Origin of the sequence: Nevskia sp. (assembly GCF_023266035.1) — a bacterium.
In the GTDB taxonomy this organism is placed as follows: domain Bacteria; phylum Pseudomonadota; class Gammaproteobacteria; order Nevskiales; family Nevskiaceae; genus Nevskia.
In genome coordinates, this window is the sequence record NZ_JAHFRY010000227.1 from 1 (window position 1) to 3,730 (window position 3,730).

4 protein-coding genes are annotated in these 3,730 nt (G+C 67.2%); all 4 read right to left on the bottom strand.

What is annotated here, in order from left to right; all coding sequences use genetic code 11:
* The coding region (locus tag Q0D45_RS21230) for a CoA transferase (protein WP_293397825.1) at nt 1-442 on the bottom strand (442 nt) is incomplete at its 3' end.
* A gap of 36 nt (nt 443-478) precedes the next feature.
* Nucleotides 479-2,113: an AMP-binding protein gene (locus Q0D45_RS21235; RefSeq protein ID WP_293397828.1), complete on the bottom strand. Its 1,635-nt coding sequence runs from the start codon at nt 2,111-2,113 to the stop codon at nt 479-481.
* A 14-nt stretch (nt 2,114-2,127) separates the two neighbouring features.
* Nucleotides 2,128-3,387: an acyl-CoA dehydrogenase family protein gene (locus Q0D45_RS21240; protein ID WP_293397831.1), complete on the bottom strand. Its 1,260-nt coding sequence runs from the start codon at nt 3,385-3,387 to the stop codon at nt 2,128-2,130.
* The coding region (locus tag Q0D45_RS21245; RefSeq protein ID WP_293397834.1) for an acyl-CoA dehydrogenase family protein at nt 3,384-3,730 on the bottom strand (347 nt) is incomplete at its 5' end. The genes Q0D45_RS21240 and Q0D45_RS21245, both read right to left, overlap by 4 nt.

Here is a 3,730-nt window from a genome sequence, read left to right on the forward strand (position 1 = left end):
GGCCGGCGGCGCCCTGGATGAGATCGTCGTAGGCCGGCTTGTCGGCGTACGGCCCGCCACGTCCGAAACCGAACAGGCCCACGTAAACGATACCGGGATTGACCGCGCGCACTTCCTCGTACGACAGCCCCAGCCGGGCCATGGCCTGCGGCCGCGTGTTGTAGACCAGCACGTCGGACGCGCTTGCAAGCTCCAGCAGCGCCTTGCGCGCTTCCGGGTTCTTCAGGTCCAGCGCGATGCTGCGCTTGCCGCGGTTGGCGTTGAGAAAGATGGCTCCCATGCCGGGCGAGCGCATCGGTCCGATGCCGCGCGTGCCATCGCCCTCCGGCGGCTCCACCTTGATCACGTCGGCGCCATAGTCGGCCAAGATCTGCGTGGCGTAGGGCCCCATCAGGACCGTTGTCAGATCGAGGACGCGCACGCCCTGCAGGGGTCCGGGCATCGGCTCGTCCTCAGCGTCGGACAGCGAGGCAGGACATCAAGACGCCGCACTCGCTGTCGCGAACTGCCGTGCGATTTCGCGCAACTGGAACTTCTGGATTTTGCCGCTGGCCGTTCGCGGGAAGCTCTCGACGATTTCCACGCGCTCCGGCCAGTAATTGCGCGTCATGCCCGCCGAGTCCAGGTATTGGCGCAGCGTCGCGAGATCGAAACTGTGGCCCGGCTTGAGACTCAGGAAGCAGCAGCCGGTCTCGCCCAAGCGTGGATGCGGCATGCCGACCACCGCAGCATCGACGATTGCCGGGTGCCGGTACAGCAGATTCTCCACTTCCACCACCGGCACGTTCTCGCCGCCGCGGATGATGATGTCCTTGCTGCGCCCGGTAATGCGGATGTAGCCATCGGCGTCCATGCGCGCGAGATCGCCGGAGTCGAACCAGTCCGCGGCGTCCATGCAGTAGGCCTCCGGCTTGAGCAGATAGCCGAGAAAATTCGACGGCGCGTGGATCAGCAGCCGGCCCTCTTCGCCGCAGGGCATTTCGCGGCCTTCGGCATCCACGACGCGCACGCGCACGCCGGGCAGGGGCGAGCCGTCGGCGCTGAACACTTTGTCTGCCGGCGCGTCCGGCGCGGTGACGGTGATGGCACCGTTCTCCGACATGCCGTAGACGGACAGCAGCTTGAGTCCGAGGCGCGCAACGGCCTGTTCGGCGAGCGCCCGCGGAATCGGTGCGCCACCGCAGGCGAAGATGCGCAGCGCCACCTCGGCTGCCGGCGGCACGCAGGTTGCCGTCATCAAGTCGGCGAGAAACGGCGTGGCGGCCATGGTGAAACTGCACTTCTGCGACTGGATGATGGCCCAGGCGCGTTCCTTGTCCCATACGTCCATCAGCGACAGCGTCGTCTGCAGGACGATGGGCAGCCACATGCCGTAGAGGAAGCCGGTCTGGTGTGCGAGCGGCGAGCCCATGAACACGGCATCGCCGCCGTCCAGGCCAAGCCGTTCCACGTAAGGCCGCACGTTGGCGAGCAGGGTGTTGGAGGAATGCATCACGCCCTTGGGCATGCCGGTGGTGCCCGAGGTGTAGAGCACCTGCACCACCTCGTCGGCCGACAACGGCGGCTCGATGAGCGGCGTGTCGCAGGGCGCGAGCAGGGTGTTCTCGAACCCCTCGTCGCCGTCCTCGCCGACCACCACCAGATGTTCGAGGTGCGGCAGTCCCGGCTTGAGCGAATGGATCAGCGCCGCATGATCGAAACCCCGGAACCGCTTGGGCACGATCATCACGCGCGACTGCGCGTAGGCGAGCATGAAGGACAGCTCGCGCTGACGGAAGATCGGCATCAGCGGGTTGCTCGCCGCGCCACAGCGCAGACAACCCAGGTGAATCGCCACGAACTCCCACCAGTTCGGCAACTGGAACGACACCACGTCGCCGCGCCGTACGCCGAGCCGCGCGAGATTGGCGGCGATGCGCCGGCTGGCCTCGTCGAGTTCCCCGTAGGTGATCTGCCGCAGCGGGGCACCCTCGCGGCAATCGACGATGGCGACGCGGTCCAGTCCCTTGGCGACCGCCGCGTCAAAATAATGCAGCAGCGGGACGTCGCACCACTGGCCGTTGCTGCGCAGGCTCGTCGCGCGCGACGCGCGGATGATGGGGTCGAGAATCATTGGGTTCTCTTTGTTCAAGTGGGGCCAGTCGAGTTCCGGCGCACGTCGCGGAACGGAATCTCCGCGTCTCCACCGGGCTCCTTCGGCAGGCCGAGCACGCGCTCGGCGATGATGTTGCGCTGGATCTCGTCGGTGCCGCCTGCGATGGAGCAGGCCGGCACCGAGATCAGGATCTCGGCAATCAGTCCGTTCACCGGTCCGTCTTCGCCGGCCAGCATTGAATCCGCCCCGCTGATGGCGGCGTGTGCGCGCGCCGCTGCACGGGCGACGTGGCTCGCCGCGAGCTTGCCCAGCGAACCCTCCGCGCCCGGCGGCTGACCCAGCGTGCGCGCCGCGCGTGCACGCTGTGCGGTCCATTCCGTCGCTCGTTCCAGCATCAGCACTTTCGCGATCTCCTGACGCACGACCGGATCGTCGATGCGTCCGGTGATGCGCGCGCGATCCATCAGCAGATCCACTCGGCCCGCGCGCTGCGGGTACCACTTGTAGGGCTCCATCACGGTGGCGTGTTCGGCCTGCAGCTCGTCGTAGATGCGTCCCTGGCCACGTTCGACGCGGCCCCAGTTACGCATGCTGTCGGCCAGCCGCCGCTCATGGGCGAGGGTGGTCAGGGCGACCTTCCAGCCTTCGCCGACCTTGCCGACCAAGCTGTCCTTGCGCAGGCGAGCATCGGTCATGAACACCTCGTTGAACGAGGTATAGCCGTTCATCTGTCGTAGCGGCCGCACCACCACGCCGGGCTGATGCATGTCGAGCACGAAGTAGCTCAGGCCACGATGCTTGGGCAGGTCCCAGTCGGTGCGCGCCAGCAGCATGCCGTAGTCCGCATGCTGCGCACTGGTGGTCCAGACCTTCTGGCCGTTGACGATCCATCCGTCGTCATCCGGCGTGGCGCGCGTGCTCAGGCCGGCGAGGTCCGACCCGCTGCCGGGTTCGCTGAACAACTGGCACCAGGTGTCTTCGCCGGTGAGGATGCGCGGCAGCAGCTTTTTCTGCGCATCGCTGCCGTGCTCGAGCAGCGTCGCAGCGGCGAGCAGTCGCACGCCGAATTGCGCGACGCCCACGGCACCGACGCGGCGCAGTTCCTCCTCGGCCACTGCGGCGAGTCCTGGCGACAGGCCTTTGCCATACCAGGCTTCGGGCCAGGCTGGACAGCCCCAGCCGGAGGCCACCAGGCGACTGCGCCATTCGATCAGGCCCAGTTCAGGGCACCAGTTCTCTGCCAGCCAGGCGCGCACGTCGCGGCGCACCGACGCTTCGGTTGGCGCACTCATGTCGTTTCCCCGGCCGCGCGCGCGGCAAGACGCAGTACGTAACGGTCACGATGCTCGGCGGCGCTGCCCAGCAGCGCGCCCGAACCACGTGCGCGCTTGTAATAGAGCTGGGTGTCGTTATCCCAGGTGAAACCGATGCCGCCGTGAATCTGCAGGGTGTCGGTCGCGGCCTGCATGAAGGCATCGGAGGCCAGGGCCTTGGCGATGCAGGCGGCCTCTTGCAGTTCCTCGGAGTCATTGGCCACAAGCTCGGCCGCGCGATAGGCCGCCGAGCGGGCGAATTCGACGTCTAGCAGCATGTCCGCGCACTTGTGCTTGATGGCCTGGAAGCTGCCGATCACGC

Bases quoted from the DNA above. Each gene is read 5' to 3' on its own strand.
- Q0D45_RS21240 (WP_293397831.1), bottom strand. From the start codon at position 3,387: ATGAGTGCGCCAACCGAAGCGTCGGTGCGCCGCGACGTGCGCGCCTGG.
- Q0D45_RS21235 (WP_293397828.1), bottom strand. From the start codon at position 2,113: ATGATTCTCGACCCCATCATCCGCGCGTCGCGCGCGACGAGCCTGCGC.